This is a genomic window from Pseudomonas sp. (assembly GCF_030147005.1).
In the GTDB taxonomy this organism is placed as follows: domain Bacteria; phylum Pseudomonadota; class Gammaproteobacteria; order Pseudomonadales; family Pseudomonadaceae; genus Aquipseudomonas.
On record NZ_JASLAW010000032.1, the window covers coordinates 24,971 to 43,656 of the forward strand.

Consider the following 18,686-nt stretch of genomic DNA (forward strand, 5'->3'; position numbering starts at 1 on the left):
TCCCCGGCTACTCCTGGTGCCTGCTGCACTGGCACAACTGATTTGCTGAGGTATTTATGACCCACATCGGATACACAAAGCAGGACGCAATCGACGCGAACAACGCTATTAAAGAGGGCACCTGATTGAAGCTGCAAACACGGTATCAGCAACCGATTCTCGCAGACCGGTCCTGACGATTGAAGAGGAAGCAGGCTTAAAAAAACAAGTCACGCAAATGTCACGCACATGAAAAAGGCCAATGCTGTGAACATTGGCCTAAGTCATTGAATAATATGGTCGGGACGGAGTGATTCGAACACTCGACCCCTAGCACCCCATGCTAGTGCGCTACCGGACTGCGCTACGCCCCGACTAGGCGTGTTACTGGGTTTGCTTCTTAACGAAGCGAACCGGAATATACCGCAAGCTTTTGAAATGTGGAAGTATTTTTAAAGGCCCGAATCATTTCTTCAACACCACCAGCACATCTTCGAGTTCGGAGATCATCTGGCGGATCAATTGCTTGTATTGGGTGGTGTCGTCTTTGGCTTCATCACCGGACATGCGCTGGCGCGCGCCGCTGATGGTGAACCCCTGATCGTACAACAACGCGCGGATCTGTCGGATCATCAGCACATCCTGGCGCTGATAATACCGACGGTTCCCGGTGCGTTTGACGGGGTTGAGCTGAGGAAACTCCTGCTCCCAATAGCGCAGCACATGCGGTTTTACCGCACACAGCTCGCTGACTTCACCAATGGTGAAGTAGCGTTTGCCTGGGATGACGGGTAGCTCGTCGTTATGACTTGGTTCCAGCATAAGCCTCAACTCGGGCCTTCAACTTCTGCCCTGGACGAAAGGTGACCACACGGCGAGCCGTGATCGGGATTTCTTCTCCCGTTTTTGGATTGCGGCCAGGCCGCTGGCGTTTGTCCCGCAGGTCAAAATTGCCGAAACCGGACAATTTGACCTGTTCGTTGTCTTCCAGAGCGTGCCTGATCTCCTCAAAAAACAGCTCGACCAATTCCTTGGCCTCACGCTTGTTCAGACCCAACTCTTCGTACAGACGTTCCGCCATCTCAGCTTTCGTCAAAGCCCCCATACGTCACTTCCTTAACGTGGCGTTCAACCTTTGTTCGAGCGAGGTGAGGATATTTTGTGTCGTGGTATTCACCTCATCGTCATTAAGAGTGCGCGATGGATGCTGCCAGGTCAAGCCAACCGCAAGGCTTTTTCTATGCGGATCAATGCCTTTACCCTGATAGACGTCAAATAGCCTGAGGTCCGTCAGCCATTCCCCTGCATTTTCACGGATTACCTCCAGAACAGCAGTGGCGGCGACTTCACGATCGGCGATCAGGGCCAGGTCACGACGCACTTCAGGGAAGCGCGACAACTCACTGAATTTAGGCATCTTACCCGATGCAACCTCAGCCAGGACCAGCTCAAAAACGAAGACTGGACGGTCCAGGCCCAGGGTTTTGGACAGCTCCGGATGAATCGCGCCGACAAAACCTACCAAACGGCCTTCGCGCTCGATACGTGCCGTCTGGCCTGGATGCAGCGCAGGGTGTTTACCCGGCAGGAAAGTGAAGGCATCCAGCGCACCGGCAAAGCCCAGCACCGCTTCCACGTCAGCCTTGACGTCAAAGAAGTCCACGGCATCGCGGCCTTGCGCCCAGCCTTCCGGTAGGCGGCTACCGCAGACCACACCGGCCAGCATTGACTCTTGCTTCAAACCATCAAGCTGACCAACAAAACGCAGGCCGCTTTCGAACATGCGCACGCGATCTTGCTGACGGTTCAGGTTGTGGGACAGCGCCTTGACCAGGCCTGGCCACAGCGACGAACGCATGGCCGCCATGTCGTTTGAGATAGGGTTGGACAGCAGCAGAGGCTCAACACCCGGGTTGAACAGCTCGAACTGCTTTGGATCGATGAAGCTGTAAGTCACTGCTTCCTGATAACCACGCGCAACCAGCAGACGACGCAATTCTGGCAAGTGCGCACGCGCTTCGGCCTTGGGTTGCGGCGCCAGACGCGCTTGCGGGTAACGAACAGGCAAACGGTTGTAGCCGTACAAGCGAGCCAGTTCTTCGATCAAGTCGACTTCCAGGCTGATATCGAAGCGATGGCTTGGCACTTCAACGTGCCACTGCCCTTCCCCACCCGCGGAGATGACTAGGCCGAGGGCCGAGAGCAGTTGCTCGATCTCGGCAGGCTCGATCACCAGGCCGAGCATTTGCTCAACGCTTTTGGCACGCAAAGTGATTGGCGCAATGGAAGGCAGGTACTGTTCGCTGACAGTCTCGGTAATCGGGCCAGCTTCGCCACCGGTAATTTCCAGCAGCAGGCCAGTGGCGCGCTCCATGGCTTCACGGGCCAGCTTCCAGTCCACGCCACGCTCATAGCGGTGCGACGCATCGGTATGCAGGCCGTAGGAACGGGCCTTGCCAGCGATGGCAATCTGGTCGAAGAACGCGCTTTCAAGGAATACGTCGCGAGTGGTCGCAGATACGCCGCTGTGCTCGCCACCCATCACGCCGGCGATCGCCAAGGCACGGGCGTGGTCGGCAATGACCAACGTGTCGGCGCGCAGGCTGACTTCCTGACCATCGAGCAGTACCAGCTTCTCGCCTTCTTCGGCCATTCGCACGCGGATGCCGCCGTTGATTTCGGCCAGATCAAACGCATGCAGCGGTTGGCCCAGTTCCAACATCACATAGTTGGTTATATCCACGGCCGCATCGATGCTGCGCAAGTCGGCCCGGCGCAAGCGCTCAACCATCCACAGCGGGGTTGGCTTGGACAGGTCGACGTTACGGATTACGCGACCCAGGTAACGTGGGCAGGCGTTTGGCGCCAATACTTCAACCGAGCGCACTTCATCGTGCACGGCAGGCACGCTGGCAACCACTGGGCGGGTGACGGGCACGTTATACAGCGCGCCCACTTCACGGGCCAGACCGGCCAGGGACAGGCAGTCGCCACGGTTAGGGGTCAGGTCGACCTCGATGCTGGCGTCTTCCAGTTCCAGGTAAACACGAATGTCCTGACCCACTGGCGCGTCGGCCGGCAGCTCCATCAAGCCGTCGTTGCCCTCGCCAACCTGCAGCTCAGCCTGGGAGCACAGCATGCCGTTGGATTCAACGCCGCGCAGCTTGGCCTTCTTGATCTTGAAGTCGCCCGGCAGCTCTGCACCGATCATGGCGAACGGGATCTTCAGGCCCGGGCGCACGTTGGGCGCTCCGCACACGACCTGGAAAGTTTCCGCGCCGTTGCTGACCTGGCACACACGCAATTTGTCGGCATCCGGGTGCTGCTCGGTGCTCAACACCTCGCCTACCACCACGCCACTGAATACACCGGCGGCCGGGGTAACGCTATCGACCTCAAGACCGGCCATCGACAGACGAGCAACCAGCTCGTCGCGATCTACCTGCGGGCTTACCCAGCCACGCAGCCATTGTTCACTGAATTTCATCCTGCTCTCCTAAAGATTCGTTACGACTAGCGAAATTGCGCGAGGAACCGCAAGTCGTTGTCGAAGAACAGACGCAAGTCGTTCACGCCGTAACGCAGCATGGCCAGACGCTCAACGCCCATGCCGAAGGCAAAGCCCGAAAACTCTTCCGGGTCGATCCCGGACATGCGCAGCACGTTAGGGTGGACCATGCCGCAACCCATCACCTCCAGCCAGCCGGTCTGCTTGCAGACGCGACAGCCTTTACCGCTGCACATCACGCATTCCATGTCGACTTCAGCGGACGGCTCGGTGAACGGGAAGAAGGATGGACGGAAACGCACCGCCAGCTCTTTCTCGAAGAACACCCGCAGAAATTCTTCGATGGTGCCTTTGAGGTCGGCGAAATTGATATCGCGATCAACCAGCAGGCCTTCGACCTGATGGAACATCGGCGAGTGGGTGATATCGGAGTCGCTACGGTAAACACGGCCTGGGCAGACGATGCGGATCGGCGGCTTGTTCGCTTCCATGGTGCGGACCTGTACCGGCGAGGTATGGGTGCGCAACAGCATGTTCGCGTTGAAATAGAAGGTGTCGTGCATCGACCGGGCCGGGTGATGACCTGGGATGTTGAGCGCCTCGAAGTTGTGATAGTCGTCTTCGACCTCAGGGCCTTCGGCAATGCCGTAGCCGATGTGGGTGAAGAACTGCTCTATACGTTCCAGAGTCCGGGTGATCGGATGCAGGCCGCCCGAGGCCTGGCCACGACCAGGCAAGGTCACGTCAATGGACTCGGCGGCGAGCTTGGCCGCTAGATCGGCCTCCTCGAGCGACGCCTTGCGCGCATTGAGCACCTCTGTGACACGTTCCTTGGCAACGTTGATCAGCGCACCGACTTGCGGACGCTCTTCAGCCGGTAAATTCCCCAGGGTCTTCATCACCTGAGTCAATTCACCTTTCTTACCAAGGTAGTGAACCCGGATTTGCTCCAGGGCATTTACATCTTCAGCGCTTTGCACGGCCTCAAGGGCTTGGGCAACGAGCGCGTCCAGGTTTTCCATGTACAGACTCCAGATGCAAAATAGGGGAAGAGCTTGAAGGCTCTTCCCCTATTTATGACGTTTACCACCTTGGGCTACAGGCGTAACCCAGGGTGACTGTCGGGGGTACTTAAGCCAAGGAGGCTTTAGCTTTCTCGACAATCGCAGCAAACACCGCTTTTTCGTTCACGGCCAGTTCAGCCAGAACCTTACGGTCGATTTCGATGGACGCTTTTTTCAGGCCAGCGATGAAACGGCTGTAGGACAGACCGTTAACACGTGCACCAGCGTTGATACGAGCGATCCACAGAGCGCGGAACTGACGTTTTTTCTGACGACGGTCACGGTAGGCGTATTGGCCTGCCTTGATTACCGCTTGCTTGGCAACACGGAATACGCGTGAACGCGCGCCGTAGTAGCCTTTAGCAAGTTTCAGAATTTTTTTGTGACGCTTACGGGCCATGACGCCACGCTTAACACGAGCCATGAGTTACTTCCTCTATTCTTGAACCAAAATTAACGAAGGCGCAGCATGCGCTCGACTTTTGCTACGTCAGACGGATGCAGCAAGCTGCTACCGCGCAGTTGACGCTTACGCTTGGTCGACATTTTGGTCAGGATGTGGCTCTTGAAAGCGTGCTTATGCTTGATGCCGTTAGCAGTTTTCAGAAACCGCTTAGCAGCACCACTTTTAGTTTTCATCTTTGGCATGTTCGGTACTCCGCATTCAGTTGATAAACATAATCAGAAGGCCTGCCGTGCCCTGTTGATTACTTCTTCTTTTTCGGGGCGATGACCATGATCAGCTGGCGTCCTTCCATCTTAGGATGCTGTTCGACCGAACCGTACTCGAGCAGGTCAGCTTCAACCCGCTTGAGGAGTTCCATACCCAGCTCCTGGTGGGCCATCTCACGGCCGCGGAATCGCAAAGATACCTTGGCCCTGTCCCCATCACTCAGGAAACGTACCAGGTTGCGCAGTTTTACCTGGTAATCCCCTTCCTCCGTCCCTGGACGAAACTTGATTTCTTTAACCTGAATCTGCTTCTGGTTTTTCTTGGCTGCGGCAATCTGCTTCTTCTTTTCGAAGATCGATTTGCCGTAGTCCATCAGCTTGCAGACAGGTGGTACAGCATCGGCGGAAATTTCCACCAAATCGAGCTTGGCTTCTTCAGCCTTAAGAAGCGCGTCTTCAATTGACACAATCCCAAGCTGCTCACCCTCAGCCCCAATTAACCGAACCTCGCGTGCCGAGATATTCTCGTTGATCGGGGCTTTCGGTGCAGCTCGTTTATCTTGTCTCATTTCACGCTTAATAGTAATTACTCCGAATCTGGGCGACCACGCCGGGAAACCGCTTGCGCGAGGAACTCAGCGAACTGGGCGACGGGCATCGAGCCCAGGTCAGCACCTTCACGAGTACGCACAGCGACAGTCTGCATCTCGACTTCTCTATCTCCGATAACCAAAAGATAGGGAACCTTGAGCAAAGTATGCTCACGGATTTTAAAGCCGATCTTTTCATTTCTCAAGTCGGACTTGGCACGAAATCCGCTTTCGTTGAGTGTTTTTTCAACTTCAGCGGCAAAATCTGCCTGTTTATCAGTGATATTCATGATCACTGCCTGGGTCGGAGCAAGCCACGCGGGGAATGCACCCTCGTAGTGCTCGATCAGGATCCCGACGAACCGTTCGAATGAGCCGAGGATCGCCCGGTGCAGCATAACCGGGTGTTTACGGCTGTTGTCTTCGGAGACGTATTCGGCTCCCAGACGGATCGGCAGGTTAAAATCGAGTTGCAGGGTACCACACTGCCAGACGCGGCCAAGGCAATCTTTCAGCGAGAACTCGATCTTAGGACCGTAAAACGCGCCCTCTCCAGGCTGCAGATCGTACGCAAGGCCCGCGCTGTCCAGCGCCGCGGCCAGTGCAGCTTCGGCGCGATCCCAGAGCTCGTCGGAGCCGACGCGCTTTTCCGGACGAGTGGACAGTTTCATCTCGACCTCGGTAAAACCGAAATCGCGGTAAACGTCCATGGTCAACTTGATGAACGCGGCAGATTCAGCCTGCATCTGCTCTTCGGTGCAGAAGATGTGGGCGTCGTCCTGGGTAAAACCGCGTACGCGCATGATGCCGTGCAGCGCACCCGACGGCTCGTTACGGTGGCAGGCACCGAATTCGGCCAGGCGCATCGGCAACTCGCGGTAGCTCTTCAGGCCCTGATTGAACACCTGCACGTGGCAAGGGCAGTTCATCGGCTTGATGGCGTAGTCGCGGTTTTCCGACTGGGTGGTGAACATATTGTCGGCGTAGTTAGCCCAGTGCCCGGATTTCTCCCACAGGCTGCGATCAACGACCTGCGGGGTCTTGATCTCCAGGTAACCGTTTTCACGCTGAACCTTGCGCATGTACTGCTCGAGCACCTGGTACAGAGTCCAGCCGTTCGGGTGCCAGAACACCATGCCCGGCGCTTCTTCCTGAAGATGGAACAGGTTCAGACGCTTGCCGATCTTGCGATGGTCGCGCTTCTCGGCCTCTTCGATACGCTGGATATAGGCAGCCAACTGCTTCTTGTCGGCCCAGGCGGTACCGTAGATACGTTGCAGTTGCTCGTTCTTCGCATCGCCGCGCCAGTAGGCACCGGACAACTTGGTCAACTTGAACGACTTCAGAAAACGCGTGTTAGGCACGTGAGGGCCACGGCACATGTCGACGTATTCTTCGTGGTAGTACAGGCCCATGGCCTGCTCGTCCGGCATGTCTTCCACCAGGCGCAGCTTGTAGTCTTCGCCACGGGAGGTAAACACGTCGATCACTTCGGCGCGCGGCGTGACCTTCTTGATGACGTCGTAATCTTTCTCGATCAACGCATGCATGCGCTGCTCGATGGCGGCCAGGTCGTCCGGAGTGAAGGGGCGCTCGTAGGCGATGTCGTAATAGAAGCCTTCGTCGATGACCGGGCCAATCACCATTTTCGCGGTGGGGTACAACTGCTTGACCGCATGGCCAATCAGGTGCGCACAAGAGTGGCGAATAATCTCCAACCCCTCTTGATCCTTGGGCGTGATGATCTGCAGGCTGGCATCGGAGGTGATCAGGTCACTGGCATCGACCAGCTTGCCGTCGACCTTGCCGGCCACGGTGGCCTTGGCCAGACCGGCACCGATGGATGCGGCGACCTCGGCTACGGAAACCGGATGATCGAACGAACGTTGACTGCCGTCGGGTAGAGTAATAGTTGGCATGGCGCCTCCTCTCCTAGTGGTGACCCCTACCAAAGGTCACGTGGGTTGGGATGAGCCAGTACAAGATCCAACACCAGGCCGTTCAATGCTGAACGCCTGCCTTACAGCGGCAGGAGCCTTTCGGCCAACCGATAATCGAACCAGAGTGACTGGAGTGAACAAAAAAGAGCCTGGCAAGGCGGCAAATGGCGCACCTGAAAAAAGCCAAGCACGGGATGCTAGCACAGATGAACGGTCATCGCGCCGAGGTGACCTGCGGTAAAAGCAAATACCATGCTTTATAGCCGCAAAAGTGAACTTGAGCTGTACGCTAAGCCTCAAACACCCCGAGAATCGCCGTTCGTCCTCGACCCAAAGGAGCATCCCATGATGCGTTTTACCTCGACCCTCGCCCTTGCCGCTTCCCTGGCATTCCTTTCGCTCGGCGCACAAGCCGCAGCGCCATCGAACTGGCCGGCCGGTGCCCGTGACGCCTTCGTCAACGACTGCAGCACCGCGGCCAGCCAGAACGTAGATGCCAAAACCGCCAAAGGCCACTGCGAATGTGGCGCCGACAAGATCAACGCCGAATTGAGCACTGCGGAAATCAAAGAATTGATGACCAATCAGAACGCCAGCGCGGACCTTAAAAACAAAGCGGTCGCGGCTATTTCGTCCTGCAAAGTCGTGAAGAAAAAGTAAGAACGAGGACTGATGGGGCGTCTTTTTTGCCTGAAAAACTGCCTGAAAACTGCTATTTCTCACAAATTACGCAGCTTTAACGGCTTTTTTTAACAGGTGATATGTCGAACCAAAGCCCCGTAGAACGGGGCTCTCAGCCAAAAAAGGCACTAAACGCAACGCTATTGATTAGCAAACAATGCCTTGGGGGGGCTCCCAAGCCGAACATTTCGACTATGATAGCCCTGTGTGCCCAGTTGGCCTGAGCAGCACAGCACTACTGAAAATATATGTTTCTTGGAGATACACCATGTCTAATCGCCAATCCGGCACCGTTAAATGGTTCAACGATGAAAAAGGCTTCGGCTTCATCACTCCTCAAGGTGGCGGTGACGACCTGTTCGTACACTTCAAAGCTATCGAAAGCGACGGTTTCAAAAGCCTGAAAGAAGGCCAAACCGTTTCCTTCGTGGCTGAGAAAGGCCAAAAGGGTATGCAAGCTGCACAAGTTCGCGGCGAGTAATTCTCCGCTGAGCTAAAAAAACCCCGTCCATGTGACGGGGTTTTTTATGGGCGCTGCAGAAGCCGGAGGGTATCAGCCGCAATTGACCCGCGTGATCACCAGATTATCGTCGGCGTTGAGGTTCAAGCGGTCGGAGCGATACTCCAGTGTGATCATATCGTTGGGCTTGAGGATGCGCGCGTTCTGCGCACCGGCACGCGTACGCGCCTGCTCCAGCAGTTGAGGCGAGCCCTTCTGGCCGATCGCAAACTCGGCGGCCTTCGACTCACAGCGGCTATGACCGGCATCGGTCACGGTGGCGTCTTTGCCTGGCTCAGAGGCACTCGGGGTGCTGCAACCTGCCAACGCGAGCGCTGCCAACAAAGTACCGAATGATGCGAGCTTCCAAGGCATGAAGCCTCCTATGATAAAAAATGATCAGAGATCGTGCGACAGCTATTAAGCCGATTGGTTTCAAGACGTTAACGCTTCACGCGCAAGTCTGCCTGAGTCACGCCCGGCAAGCGTCCAGTCAATCGTGACCAGATATGAACGTGCTCAGTAGATATCGATGTAGTCAGACGATGGCTTTGGCCAATTTTGCTTGAGCGCGTTGAAAATCTGCACAACCCAGACTTCGTCGCTCGCGGCCACGTTACCCACATAACCGGAACCCTTGGACCAGGTCTCCAGGCGAAACAGCAAGCCACCTATATCAGCGCCACCTACTACGCCCGAAGAAATGTAGGCAATGCCGGTCTTGCTGACCCGCAGCTGGTTATGCTCATCATCATTGGCGCTGGCAATCAATTGCCGCACAGCTGCCAGCGTAAGATTCTCCGGGTTATTCAAATCGATCTGCACGCGGTGTTTCCCAGCCAAAAAACAGGGAGACAGTGTCGCACACCCCCTTCTTCATGCCTAAGTAGCAGTGCCAATCCCTGCGCAAAATGGTTAACTGCGCCCGCTGCAGCCGCACGTCAGCGCATTGCTCAATATCTACAGCCGCGAGATTCCCATGACCACCGTAACGCTCCAAGCCGATATCAAAGCCAAATGGCCCCAAGGGCAAAGCTCTTACAGCCCTGGAAGTCCGGAGGAATTGGCGATCATTGGTATCGATCTGCTGGTCAAGGAGCTCGGCACCAAGGGCGCGCAAGCATTCATCGGCCAGGTATTCGAGAAATACCCGGCCGACCACATGGGCATACAAGAGCGCGAATAAGGACCGGCCGGCGAACGCCGACCGGCAAGTGACTTACTTCAAGCGCGCCAGGCGTTCGGTCAGCAGATCGAAGAAGCCCTGGGCGTCGCCGTTCTCAACCCAGAACGCATTCTTGTCCTGCTTGAGGCCATCGTACCAATCGACGATGGTCTGGCCGAAGGTCGGACCTTCCCGGCTGTCGACGACGACGTTGACCTGTCGCCCGCTGAACAGCGACGGCTTGAGCAGGTAGGCGACCACCGTGGCGTCATGTACCGGGCCGCCAGGAATGCCGTAGTGTTCCATATCCCCCTTGACGTATTCGTTGAGGATATTGCTGACGACCTTGCTTGCGTTGTTGTTCAGGTCCGCGATTTTCTTCAGACGCGCTTCGCTGGTCAGCACCTTGTGGGTTACGTCCAACGGCAGGTAGGTCAGCTTCACGCCGCTTTTAAGCACAATCTCAGCGGCCACCGGGTCGGCGAAAAGATTGAATTCGGCGACCGGCGTGATATTGCCACCGTTGAAGTGCGCACCGCCCATCACCACCACTTCCTTGATGCCTTGGGTGATTTCCGGCGCTTGAGTTAACGCCAGGGCCAGGTTGGTCTGCGGGCCGAGCATGGCGATAGTGATGCTGTGGGGCTTGGCGGCTGTCAGGGTCTTGACCAGGTAATCCACGGCGTTGCCGTCAGCCAGGCCTTGTTTGGGCTCATGCACGGTGACGCCGGAAATACCTTCCTTGCCATGGATATTCTCGGCATAGATCGGCTTGCGCAGCAACGGCGCCGGAGCCCCCGCGTAAACCGGGATTTCCTCGCGCCCTGCCCACTCGCGCGCCAAGCGCGCATTGCGGGAGGTTTTGTCCAGACGCACGTTGCCGGCCACGGTCGTCAGCGCGCGGATGCTTAACTCTTCCGGCGAAGCCATGGCGAACAGCAGGGCAACCACGTCATCTGCGCCCGGGTCGGTATCGATGATCAGATCGATTTTTTCCGCCGCCTGGGTGCTTGCAGCTGTGAAAGCGGACAAAAGCAGAACACTCCGGAACAGGTTTTTCAGGGATGGAAGACCACGTTGCATAAAACACTCCTTGTCGTAGGGGGACTCTAGAAGGTTACGCCGGATACCAGCGCGATATTGCAGTAAGGCTGACATTCACCGGTGCGCACCACGGCACGCGCCTTTCCACTCAGCTGCTTGAACGCTTCATGGCTGAGCAGGCGACGCTCACCAAGCGCAGCCTGCTCGGTAAGCGCATTGAGCTCAGTCAGCGCCGGCGGCTGCTTGTGCAGAATTTCCTGTGCCAGCACGTGGCTTTCTACCTGCATTTCGCTGAGCACAACGCGCAGGGTGCTGATGAAATCCGGGATGCCCTGGGTCAGCGCCAGGTCGATCAGTTCGACGCCGGGCGGTACCGGCAGGCCCGCATCACCAATGACCAGAATGTCGCCGTGCCCCAGTGACGCGATCACGCGGGACAGGGCGATATTGAGCAGAGGGGTCTTTTTCATGAGGGCACAAAACCTTGTACGTCGTGCAGCGTAGGAATGGAAGGTTGGGCGCCGGAGCGGGTCACCGACAACGCCGCCGCGACCTGGCCAAAACGGATGGCCTCGGCTTCGCTCTTGCCTGCAGCCAATGCTGCGGCAAAGCCGCCCACAAAGGTATCGCCGGCAGCGGTGGTGTCCACCGCTCTGACTTTGGGCGCGACCAAGTGTTCGAAGCTGTTGCCATCCGCGAACAGTGCGCCCTGGGCACCCAGGGTGATGATGACTTTACCGGCGCCAGCCTCGATCAGCGCCGTGGCGGCGAGCCTGGCGCTGTCGAGCGAGTCGACCACCACGCCACTCAAGGCACTGGCTTCACTTTCGTTGGGTATCAGGTAGTCGATCGAGGCGTACCACTCGGCCGGCAAAGGTCCACTGGCCGGCGCAGGGTTGAGGATCACCGTCTTGCCCAGCTCGCGGCCGCGCTTGAGCGTATGCCCGACGGTGTCCATCGGCACTTCAAGCTGGCAAATGACCAGGTCGGCGGCCTGCAACACAGCATCGCAGGCCGTCAACGACTCGGGCGTCAACTGGCCGTTACTGCCCGCCACAATCACAATCGCGTTCTGGCTGCTGTCATCCACCACGATCAGCGCGACACCACTGGAGCCGTCCACGGTGCTGACGGCATGACAATCGATACCTTCGACCAATAGCGCATCGCGCAATTGGCCGCCGTAGGCATCGGTGCCGACGCAACCGATCATTGCCACATCCGCCCCCAGGCGCGCCAAGGCTACGGCCTGATTGGCGCCCTTGCCACCGGGAACGGTGGAGAACGTCTGGCCGATAAGTGTTTCACCGGCACGCGGCAAGCGACTGGCCCGGGTGACCAGGTCCATGTTCAAGCTGCCTACTACCACTACTTTTGCTGGCATACATCAGTACTCATCAATTCGGTTCAGCGGTATTGGGCGAATACACCCGCCAACAACGCCGTCGACTCACGCAAGACAATACTCGGCGTCACGATGCGTTGATCGATCGGCAGTTGGGGTGTCGCTATACGTCGCAATAATAATTCGGCCGCTGTCTCGCCCAGTTGCACGATCGACTGCCCGACCGTGGTCAACGCCGGATAGACGTAGCGGCCCATTTGAATGTCATCGAAACCAATCACCGACAGTTCGCCCGGCACGCGGATATTGCGCTCTGCCGCGGCGCGCAGCACGCCAAAACCGATCATGTCGTTGCAGGCAAAAATCGCACTGGGCGGTTGTTGCGCAAGCAATTGCACGGCTGCGGCATAACCGCCGGTACTGGTGAAATCACTTTCCCGAATGCGCTCAGCCGCTATTTCCACGCCGGCTTCGCGCAGCGCACGTCGATACCCTGCCAGACGCATCTGAGCCACGCGAGTATGGGCGGGGCCGGCGATACAGGCGATGTCGCGATGGCCCAATTCAAGCAAGTGCCGGGTCGCCAGATAAGCGCCCTCTTCATGATCGATGCGCACAAGGTCGACATCAATCCCGTCCAGTGCCCGGTCGACAATCACCATCGGCGTGCGCACTGCGCTCAAGCCAGCGGCGAGGCCACTGTCATCGCCGCCCACCGAGGTCACGATCAAGCCGTCGACGCGCTTCTCCAGCAGCACGCGCAAATAGCTGCGCTGCTTTTCCGCGTTATCGTCGGAGTTGCAGAGGATCACGCAGTAGCCATTGCGCTCGCAGTAATCCTCAATGCCCCGGGCCAATTCCGCGAAATACGGGTTGAGACTGTTGGGCACCAGCAGCCCGATCGTCGCCGTGGTCTTGGCCTTGAGGGAGCGCGCTACCGCACTCGGCACATAGTCCAACTGCTTGATCGCCGCCTCGACCTTGATGCGCACCGGCTCGCTGACCGGGCGCGTCTTGTTCACCACATGGGACACCGTGGTATAGGAAATACCTGCCAGCGCTGCCACATCCTTGATCGTAGCCATGGATCAGCCCCGCCGACTGGCGCGCTGGCTGCGGTAAGTATCGAGGACGACGGCGATCACAATCACTGCACCCGTAATGATGCGTTTCGTAGGCTCTGTCGCGCCAATCTGCGCCAAGCCTGCCGCCAATACCGAAATAATCAGCACACCAAAGAACGTGCTGATGACCGAACCGCGCCCGCCCATGAGGCTCGTGCCACCAATCACCACAGCGGCGATTACCTGCAGCTCCAGGCCTGAACCGGCGTTCGGATCGGCCGCTTCCAGGCGCGAGATCTGGAACAGCGCGGCCACACCGGCCAGCAGGCCCATCAGGCTGAACACCAGGATCTTGTACGGCTTAGGGTTGATGCCCGCCAGGCGCACCGCTTCTTCGTTGGTTCCGATACCGATCAGGTAGCGACCAAACACCGTGCGGGTCAGCACCAACTGGGCGGCGATGATCACCAGCAACGCAATGATGAACGACGGCGAGATCCCGAACGCAATCGGGTTGGACAGCCAGGCGAAGGAGTCACCGATATAAGCGGTGCGCGAGCCGGTCATCTGGTAGGCCACACCCCGGGCCATCTCCAGCACGCCGAGGGACACAATAAAGGAAGGGATCCGCCAGGCCACGGTGATCGAACCGGTGAGAGTGCCGGCCAATGCAGCGCAGCCCATGCCCAGCAAGGCGGCCGGCAATACGCTCCAGCCCCAGCTCAGAATCGCCACGCTGACCGCCGACGCCGCCAGCGCCAGTACCGAACCTACCGACAGGTCGATGCCACCGATGATCAGGATGAAGGTCATGCCCACCGCCAATACCATCAGGTCCGGAATCTGATTGGCCAGGGTGCTGAAAGTGTCATAGGACAGGAAGTGATCGCTGAGTACCGAGAACAGCGCAATCATCGCCAGCAAGGCACCTGCCAACCCCAGGTAGGTACCCAGGCCGTAGAAGTTGCCGCCAGTTTTACCTGGGGAAGTGGTTGTTTTCATGGGGTATTCCTAGGCGCTGCGTCGTTGAGCAGCGCATCACGTTTCTGATAACCGGCAAAGGCGGCGGCGAGCAATTCGTCCTGGGTCCAGCTGTCACGCTCGAAGGTCTGGATCAGGCGGCCAGCGGACAACACGCCGATGCGGTCGCAGATAAGCATCAACTCGCGCAGATCACTGGAGACCACGACCAGCGCTTTGCCCTGGCGCGTCAACTCGCCGAGCAAGGCATAAATGTCGAACTTGGCACCAACGTCGATGCCTCGGGTGGGCTCATCAAACAGCATCACCGCACAATCGCGCTCCAGCCAGCGGCCAATCACCACCTTCTGCTGGTTACCGCCCGACAGCTCAGACACCAACTGCGCCGGGCTGGAACTGCGGATACGCATGGCGTCGATCTGGCGCTTGGCCAGGGCGGTCTCATCGCGGCTGTTAACCAGCCCGCCAGCAGAGATTTCCGGCATGTTGCCCAAGGCAATGTTGGCGCTGATGGACTGGGTCAGCAGCAAGCCTTCGCCCTTACGGTCTTCGGTAATCAGGGCAATACCATGACCGACCGCGTCGACCGGGGAGCGAATACTCACCACAGTGGCCTGCGGCCCCAGCGCCACCGTGCCGCTGTCGGCCAGGTCGGCGCCGAAAATCAGGCGCAGCAACTCTGTACGACCGGCGCCAATCAGGCCGGAAATGCCGTAAATTTCGCCAGCGCGCACTTGGAAAGACACGTCACGGACCTTGTCCGAGCGCGTCAGGCCTTTCACCGTCAGGGCCGGTTCGCCGATGGTGCGCGGGCCCAGGTCGATATGCTCGCCCAACTCTCGCCCCACCATCAGGGTGACCAGTTGTTCGCTGTTGTAATTGGCCATCGGCTCTACACAGACCAGCTTGCCGTCGCGCAATACCGCAATGCGCTGGGCCACACGGGCCAACTCTTCCAGCCGGTGCGAAATATAGATAATTGCCACGCCTCGGGCCTGCAGGCGGGTGATTTGTTCGAACAGCATCTCGACTTCACGGGCAGTGAGCATCGCCGTAGGTTCGTCGAGAATCAGTACGTGGCAATCGCCGATCAGGTTGCGGGCGATCTCGACCATTTGTTGATGGCCAATGCCAAGGCTGCCCACCAGCGTATCCGGATCGATGGCGTCCAGGCCAACCTGGGCCATGGCTTCGGTCGCGGCTTTCCGCAGTTGTTTGCGGCTGATCCAGCCACCGTGGCTGGGAAGGTTATGCAGGAACAGGTTTTCAGCAACCGTCAGCGTCGGCAGCAGGTTGAGTTCCTGCATGACCATTCGCACACCCAGCGCTTCGGCTTGGGTGCGGCTGCCGGGTTGATAATCTTGACCATTGAACTGCATGTTTCCGGTGGTCGGCGTGACCAACCCGCCGATGATCTTCGACAAGGTACTTTTGCCTGCGCCGTTCTCACCGGTCAGCGCCAACACTTCACCACTGTTGAGGGTGAGCGTGATGTCGGACAGAACCGGTTGGGCATAGGTCTTGCCGATACCGCTGACCGAGAGGACAGCGTTCGGGGCGGAAGATGACATAGGAAAATCTCCAGGCGCCCGCTCAGGACGAGCGGGCGCTATTGGCTACTGCCGGGATTACTTCTTGAGGACGAGTTCGACCGGGGTTTCGATGACACCCTCTGTGGCATCGACCTTCTCGCCTTTGACCAGCTTCAGCGCATTCTGGATGCCGAACACGGCCTGCTGGGCGGCAGCCTGGTCGGCGGTCGCCAGCACGCGACCGTCCTGCAGCATCGGCTTGATGGCTTCGATGTTGTCGTAGCCCACCACCAGCACTTTACCGGCCTTGCCTGCCGCGCGTACGGCGGAGACCGCGCCCAGGGCCATGTTGTCGTTACCGGCCAGCAGTGCCTTGAGGTCCGGGTATTCGCTCAGCATCGCCGATGCCACTTTCTGGCCCTGGTCGATCTCCCAGTTGCCCGATTGAGTGGAAACGATCTTCATGCCTGCGGCATCCATCGCATCCTTGAAGCCTGCGGTGCGCTGCTGGGCGTTGGTGGTGGTCGGTACGCCTTCGATGATACCAACCTTGTCGCCCGCAGCCAGTTGCTTGGCCAGGTAGTCGCCCACCAGCTTGGAGCCCTTGCGGTTGTCCGGGCCCACGAAAGGGATATCGAGCTTTTTGCTTTTCAGCACGTCCGGGTCCAGACGGTTATCGATATTGACCACCTTGATGCCGGCGTCCGAGGCTTTCTTCAGCACGGTGACCAGCGCTTTGGAGTCGGCGGGAGCAATGACGATGGCATTGACCTTGGCCAGAATCATCTGATTGACGATATCAATCTGCGCGCTGGTGTCGGTTTCGTTCTTGATGCCGTTGGTAATCATGTCGAAGTCGGCGGCGTGGGATTTCTGGTAATCCTTGGCGCCCTCTTGCATGGTCACGAAAAATTCGTTGGCAAGGGACTTCATCACCAGGCCGACCTTGGGCTTGGCGGCGGCGTCATCAGCGAATGCAGAAGTGAGAGGCAGGGCAGCGGATGCAGCGGCAAGCACAGCGACAGCAAGAAGACGTCCTGCAAATGGCAGCTTCATGGGTGTACTCCGATCTTATGATTGTTGTAAGCAACGCCTGCACCGAAGAAACATCTCGCAAACGTTTGCGTTGTCAGAACTATGAGAACCTTGTCGAGATTTGTCAACGCCAGTCACTCACCTTTCATCCTGAACGTGCCGTTCACCCTACCGGTATTTAAAATGACAGGAACGACGACCATTTCACGCGTCACCCCACGCAAATCCCACCATGGCTTTCGGACAACCGAACACTAACGGCTCGCACGTTCGGAAAGCCGGACGCCGAGGTGTCGGATTCGCCTGAAAATTCAATTTAAGTTGTTTCAAATCAATAGGTTATTTTATCAACCCTTCCATCATTGGCTTGGTACAAATCCTGCTATCTCTCAGCACCTCGAGGCGTTCAGAGTCGCCCGGGTGTTCTGGATGAACCTGCTACCGCACTCATCAAAAAACAGAGAGAAAAATAATGAAATCTGCATTGAAGACGTTCGTTCCTGGGGCGCTGGCCCTCCTGCTGCTGTTCCCTGTCGCCGCTCAGGCAAAAGAAGTCGACACCAAGACCAAGCTCTCCAACGTGGTGATTCTCGCCACCGGCGGCACCATTGCTGGTGCCGGCGCCAGTGCGGCGAACAGCGCCACCTACCAGGCAGCTAAAGTCGGCATCGAACAATTGATCGCTGGCGTTCCTGAGCTTAGCCAGATCGCCAATGTTCGCGGCGAACAAGTGATGCAAATTGCTTCGGAAAGCATCAACAACGAGAACCTGCTGCAACTGGGTCGCCGCGTCGCCGAACTGGCCGACGACAAGGACGTGGATGGCATCGTGATCACCCACGGTACCGACACGCTCGAAGAAACCGCCTACTTCCTTAACCTGGTTGAAAAAACCGACAAGCCTATCGTGGTGGTCGGTTCCATGCGCCCTGGCACCGCCATGTCGGCAGACGGCATGCTCAACCTGTACAACGCCGTTGCCGTCGCGAGCAGCAAGGATGCACGGGGTAAAGGCGTGCTGGTGACCATGAACGACGAGATCCAATCGGGTCGCGACGTGAGCAAGATGATCAATATCAAGACCGAAGCATTCAAGAGTCCATGGGGCCCACTGGGTATGGTCGTTGAAGGCAAATCCTACTGGTTCCGCCTGCCGGCCAAGCGTCACACCATGGATTCGGAATTCGACATCAAAACCATAAAGAGTCTGCCTGACGTTGAAATTGCCTACGGCTACGGCAACGTGAGCGACACCGCCTACAAAGCCCTGGCCCAAGCGGGCGCCAAAGCTATCATCCATGCCGGCACCGGCAATGGCTCTGTGTCGTCCAAGGTGGTTCCTGCACTGGTCGAGTTGCGTAAGCAGGGCGTTCAGGTCATTCGCTCCTCTCACGTTAACGCCGGTGGCATGGTGCTGCGTAACGCCGAGCAGCCAGACGACAAATACGACTGGGTCGCAGCCCTTGACCTGAACCCGCAGAAAGCGCGCATCCTGGCGATGGTCGCTCTGACCAAGACTCAGGACAGCAAAGAGCTGCAAAGGATGTTCTGGGAATATTGATTCCCGGCTTAACTTGCAGGAGCGAG

The 18,686-nt window shown here is 57.8% G+C and carries 21 protein-coding genes and 1 tRNA gene; 4 read left to right on the forward strand and 18 right to left on the reverse strand.

Translation table 11 applies throughout. The features are described from left to right. Positions 1-276 precede the first annotated feature (276 nt). The 9 genes from Q1V60_RS02620 to thrS all read right to left on the reverse strand — a co-directional run bounded on the left by Q1V60_RS02620 (position 277) and on the right by thrS (position 7,732). A tRNA-Pro gene (locus tag Q1V60_RS02620) sits at positions 277-353 on the reverse strand. Positions 354-444: 91 nt separating this feature from the next. Beyond that, on the reverse strand, positions 445-801 hold the full coding sequence (locus Q1V60_RS02625; RefSeq protein ID WP_003174972.1) for a MerR family transcriptional regulator: 357 nt from the start codon (positions 799-801) through the stop codon (positions 445-447). Next, entirely contained in the window at positions 782-1,084 is a 303-nt protein-coding gene (ihfA, locus tag Q1V60_RS02630; RefSeq protein ID WP_002553164.1) for an integration host factor subunit alpha, read from the reverse strand. Before ihfA ends, Q1V60_RS02625 begins: the two co-directional genes overlap by 20 nt. Before the next feature lie 3 nt (positions 1,085-1,087). Continuing rightward, the gene (gene pheT, locus Q1V60_RS02635; protein WP_300627200.1) at positions 1,088-3,466 is read right to left on the reverse strand and encodes a phenylalanine--tRNA ligase subunit beta; all 2,379 of its coding nucleotides are present in this window, start codon (positions 3,464-3,466) and stop codon (positions 1,088-1,090) included. Between the two features lie 26 nt (positions 3,467-3,492). Then, positions 3,493-4,509: a phenylalanine--tRNA ligase subunit alpha gene (gene pheS / locus Q1V60_RS02640; protein WP_003192486.1), complete on the reverse strand. Its 1,017-nt coding sequence runs from the start codon at positions 4,507-4,509 to the stop codon at positions 3,493-3,495. A 109-nt stretch (positions 4,510-4,618) separates the two neighbouring features. After that, on the reverse strand, positions 4,619-4,975 hold the full coding sequence (rplT, locus tag Q1V60_RS02645; protein WP_003192488.1) for a 50S ribosomal protein L20: 357 nt from the start codon (positions 4,973-4,975) through the stop codon (positions 4,619-4,621). A 29-nt stretch (positions 4,976-5,004) separates the two neighbouring features. Continuing rightward, positions 5,005-5,199 (reverse strand): 50S ribosomal protein L35, encoded by a 195-nt coding sequence (rpmI, locus tag Q1V60_RS02650; protein ID WP_002553160.1) that lies wholly within the window; start codon positions 5,197-5,199, stop codon positions 5,005-5,007. Positions 5,200-5,258: 59 nt separating this feature from the next. Continuing rightward, on the reverse strand, positions 5,259-5,810 hold the full coding sequence (infC, locus tag Q1V60_RS02655) for a translation initiation factor IF-3 (RefSeq protein WP_169960276.1): 552 nt from the start codon (positions 5,808-5,810) through the stop codon (positions 5,259-5,261). Next, the gene (gene thrS / locus Q1V60_RS02660; RefSeq protein ID WP_300627202.1) at positions 5,810-7,732 is read right to left on the reverse strand and encodes a threonine--tRNA ligase; all 1,923 of its coding nucleotides are present in this window, start codon (positions 7,730-7,732) and stop codon (positions 5,810-5,812) included. Before thrS ends, infC begins: the two co-directional genes overlap by 1 nt. Before the next feature lie 366 nt (positions 7,733-8,098). Between thrS and Q1V60_RS02665 the strand changes: the two genes are divergently transcribed. Then, on the forward strand, positions 8,099-8,413 hold the full coding sequence (locus Q1V60_RS02665) for a hypothetical protein (protein WP_300627203.1): 315 nt from the start codon (positions 8,099-8,101) through the stop codon (positions 8,411-8,413). Positions 8,414-8,702: 289 nt separating this feature from the next. Beyond that, on the forward strand, positions 8,703-8,915 hold the full coding sequence (locus tag Q1V60_RS02670; RefSeq protein WP_300627204.1) for a cold-shock protein: 213 nt from the start codon (positions 8,703-8,705) through the stop codon (positions 8,913-8,915). A gap of 72 nt (positions 8,916-8,987) precedes the next feature. Here Q1V60_RS02670 and Q1V60_RS02675 read toward each other — a convergent pair whose 3' ends face one another. Next, positions 8,988-9,308, reverse strand: a complete 321-nt coding sequence (locus Q1V60_RS02675) for an I78 family peptidase inhibitor (protein WP_300627205.1) — start codon at positions 9,306-9,308, stop codon at positions 8,988-8,990. 144 nt (positions 9,309-9,452) lie between these two features. Further along, a complete protein-coding gene (locus Q1V60_RS02680; RefSeq protein WP_300627206.1) occupies positions 9,453-9,758 on the reverse strand; it encodes a hypothetical protein in 306 nt (101 codons plus the stop codon). A gap of 154 nt (positions 9,759-9,912) precedes the next feature. Here Q1V60_RS02680 and Q1V60_RS02685 point away from each other — a divergent pair, with 154 nt between their 5' ends. Further along, complete coding sequence (locus Q1V60_RS02685; protein ID WP_300627208.1) at positions 9,913-10,119, forward strand: hypothetical protein; 207 nt, start codon at positions 9,913-9,915, stop codon at positions 10,117-10,119. Positions 10,120-10,152: 33 nt separating this feature from the next. Here the strand turns inward: Q1V60_RS02685 and Q1V60_RS02690 are convergent, their stop codons facing one another. Genes Q1V60_RS02690 through Q1V60_RS02720 form a run of 7 tightly spaced genes read right to left on the reverse strand, consistent with a single transcriptional unit; the run spans position 10,153 to position 17,120 of the window. Then, positions 10,153-11,181 (reverse strand): nucleoside hydrolase, encoded by a 1,029-nt coding sequence (locus Q1V60_RS02690; protein WP_300627209.1) that lies wholly within the window; start codon positions 11,179-11,181, stop codon positions 10,153-10,155. 26 nt (positions 11,182-11,207) lie between these two features. After that, positions 11,208-11,612 (reverse strand): D-ribose pyranase, encoded by a 405-nt coding sequence (rbsD, locus tag Q1V60_RS02695; protein ID WP_300627210.1) that lies wholly within the window; start codon positions 11,610-11,612, stop codon positions 11,208-11,210. Further along, positions 11,609-12,526, reverse strand: a complete 918-nt coding sequence (gene rbsK, locus Q1V60_RS02700; RefSeq protein WP_300627212.1) for a ribokinase — start codon at positions 12,524-12,526, stop codon at positions 11,609-11,611. The genes rbsD and rbsK overlap by 4 nt, the downstream gene beginning before the upstream one ends. A 23-nt stretch (positions 12,527-12,549) precedes the next feature. Next, positions 12,550-13,572, reverse strand: coding sequence for a LacI family DNA-binding transcriptional regulator (locus tag Q1V60_RS02705; RefSeq protein WP_300627214.1), 1,023 nt, complete (start codon positions 13,570-13,572; stop codon positions 12,550-12,552). Positions 13,573-13,575: 3 nt separating this feature from the next. After that, positions 13,576-14,553 (reverse strand): ABC transporter permease, encoded by a 978-nt coding sequence (locus tag Q1V60_RS02710; protein WP_300627216.1) that lies wholly within the window; start codon positions 14,551-14,553, stop codon positions 13,576-13,578. Next, complete coding sequence (locus tag Q1V60_RS02715; protein ID WP_300627218.1) at positions 14,550-16,103, reverse strand: sugar ABC transporter ATP-binding protein; 1,554 nt, start codon at positions 16,101-16,103, stop codon at positions 14,550-14,552. Before Q1V60_RS02715 ends, Q1V60_RS02710 begins: the two co-directional genes overlap by 4 nt. 57 nt (positions 16,104-16,160) lie before the next feature. Then, the gene (locus Q1V60_RS02720) at positions 16,161-17,120 is read right to left on the reverse strand and encodes a sugar ABC transporter substrate-binding protein (protein WP_300627220.1); all 960 of its coding nucleotides are present in this window, start codon (positions 17,118-17,120) and stop codon (positions 16,161-16,163) included. Positions 17,121-17,571: 451 nt separating this feature from the next. Between Q1V60_RS02720 and Q1V60_RS02725 the strand changes: the two genes are divergently transcribed. Next, entirely contained in the window at positions 17,572-18,660 is a 1,089-nt protein-coding gene (locus tag Q1V60_RS02725) for an asparaginase (protein ID WP_300627222.1), read from the forward strand. Positions 18,661-18,686 lie beyond the last annotated feature (26 nt).

Coding starts and splice junctions, on each gene's coding strand:
- Q1V60_RS02625 (WP_003174972.1), bottom strand. CDS start 801: ATGCTGGAACCAAGTCATAACGACGAGCTACCCGTCATCCCAGGCAAA.
- ihfA (WP_002553164.1), bottom strand. CDS start 1,084: ATGGGGGCTTTGACGAAAGCTGAGATGGCGGAACGTCTGTACGAAGAG.
- pheT (WP_300627200.1), bottom strand. CDS start 3,466: ATGAAATTCAGTGAACAATGGCTGCGTGGCTGGGTAAGCCCGCAGGTA.
- pheS (WP_003192486.1), bottom strand. CDS start 4,509: ATGGAAAACCTGGACGCGCTCGTTGCCCAAGCCCTTGAGGCCGTGCAA.
- rplT (WP_003192488.1), bottom strand. CDS start 4,975: ATGGCTCGTGTTAAGCGTGGCGTCATGGCCCGTAAGCGTCACAAAAAA.
- rpmI (WP_002553160.1), bottom strand. CDS start 5,199: ATGCCAAAGATGAAAACTAAAAGTGGTGCTGCTAAGCGGTTTCTGAAA.
- thrS (WP_300627202.1), bottom strand. CDS start 7,732: ATGCCAACTATTACTCTACCCGACGGCAGTCAACGTTCGTTCGATCAT.
- Q1V60_RS02665 (WP_300627203.1), top strand. CDS start 8,099: ATGATGCGTTTTACCTCGACCCTCGCCCTTGCCGCTTCCCTGGCATTC.
- Q1V60_RS02670 (WP_300627204.1), top strand. CDS start 8,703: ATGTCTAATCGCCAATCCGGCACCGTTAAATGGTTCAACGATGAAAAA.
- Q1V60_RS02675 (WP_300627205.1), bottom strand. CDS start 9,308: ATGCCTTGGAAGCTCGCATCATTCGGTACTTTGTTGGCAGCGCTCGCG.
- Q1V60_RS02685 (WP_300627208.1), top strand. CDS start 9,913: ATGACCACCGTAACGCTCCAAGCCGATATCAAAGCCAAATGGCCCCAA.
- Q1V60_RS02690 (WP_300627209.1), bottom strand. CDS start 11,181: ATGCAACGTGGTCTTCCATCCCTGAAAAACCTGTTCCGGAGTGTTCTG.
- rbsD (WP_300627210.1), bottom strand. CDS start 11,612: ATGAAAAAGACCCCTCTGCTCAATATCGCCCTGTCCCGCGTGATCGCG.
- rbsK (WP_300627212.1), bottom strand. CDS start 12,526: ATGCCAGCAAAAGTAGTGGTAGTAGGCAGCTTGAACATGGACCTGGTC.
- Q1V60_RS02705 (WP_300627214.1), bottom strand. CDS start 13,572: ATGGCTACGATCAAGGATGTGGCAGCGCTGGCAGGTATTTCCTATACC.
- Q1V60_RS02710 (WP_300627216.1), bottom strand. CDS start 14,553: ATGAAAACAACCACTTCCCCAGGTAAAACTGGCGGCAACTTCTACGGC.
- Q1V60_RS02715 (WP_300627218.1), bottom strand. CDS start 16,103: ATGTCATCTTCCGCCCCGAACGCTGTCCTCTCGGTCAGCGGTATCGGC.
- Q1V60_RS02720 (WP_300627220.1), bottom strand. CDS start 17,120: ATGAAGCTGCCATTTGCAGGACGTCTTCTTGCTGTCGCTGTGCTTGCC.
- Q1V60_RS02725 (WP_300627222.1), top strand. CDS start 17,572: ATGAAATCTGCATTGAAGACGTTCGTTCCTGGGGCGCTGGCCCTCCTG.